At 62.8% G+C, this 745-nt stretch carries 1 protein-coding gene; it reads left to right on the top strand.

The window, feature by feature from the left end; translation table 11 throughout:
- Positions 1-203: 203 nt before the first annotated feature.
- On the top strand, positions 204-745 hold a 542-nt coding region (locus EN932_RS37320; RefSeq protein WP_164890907.1), incomplete at its 3' end, for a GntR family transcriptional regulator.

Raw genomic sequence — 745 nt, 5'->3', positions numbered from 1 at the left:
GTGCAGCCTTGCCGCCTTCGATCAGCGTGTTCTCGGTATAAGTCACGATCTTGCGGATGGCAGGCTGCATGGAATCCTCGGGTCGGCGATGCCAGGGACCGTCCGATCCCTGTATCATCTTATGGTATACCATGCTATGGAGCACCAAGTACCTTGTCAACCGGGCATGGAATCTGTTTTCGTGGCGGTGCAGGAGCCAAGACATGCCAGACGACACCCTTCGCATCGACCGCAGCGCCAAGACCTTGAGAACGCTGGCGCTGGAGCGCATGCGCGAAGCCATCATGGATTTCCACTTCCAGCCTGGCGAAAGGTTGGTCGAGCGGCCGCTTTGCGACCAGCTTGGCGTCAGCCGTTCCGTCGTGCGCGAGGTGCTGCGGCAACTGGAGGCCGAGGGGCTCGTGCAGATGATCCCTGGGCACGGGCCGGCCGTAGCCAGGCCGGATCTCGGCCGCACCGACGAGATCTATGAGTTGAGGGCACTGCTTGAAGGCATTGCGGCACGCGCCTGCGCCCTGTCGGCCACCGGCGAGCAACTGGCAACGCTCGAACGCGCGCTGGCGGACTTGTTCGGGGCATGGGCGTCGGCGACGCCGCCGGCAGTGATGCGGGCGACGACGAAATTCTATGAGGCGCTGTTCGAGGCCGCCGACAAGCGTGTCGCCTGGGAAATCGTCAGCGGGCTGAATGTCCGAATCAATCAGCTTCGTTCGATGACCATTCTTTCGGAGAACCGCCGCGAGCC

The sequence above is a fragment of the Mesorhizobium sp. M7A.F.Ca.US.002.01.1.1 genome, from assembly GCF_004022955.1.
Lineage (GTDB): Bacteria > Pseudomonadota > Alphaproteobacteria > Rhizobiales > Rhizobiaceae > Mesorhizobium > Mesorhizobium ciceri.
The sequence above is the reverse complement of the archived record's forward strand: the minus strand, read 5'-3'. Positions and strand labels throughout refer to the sequence as shown.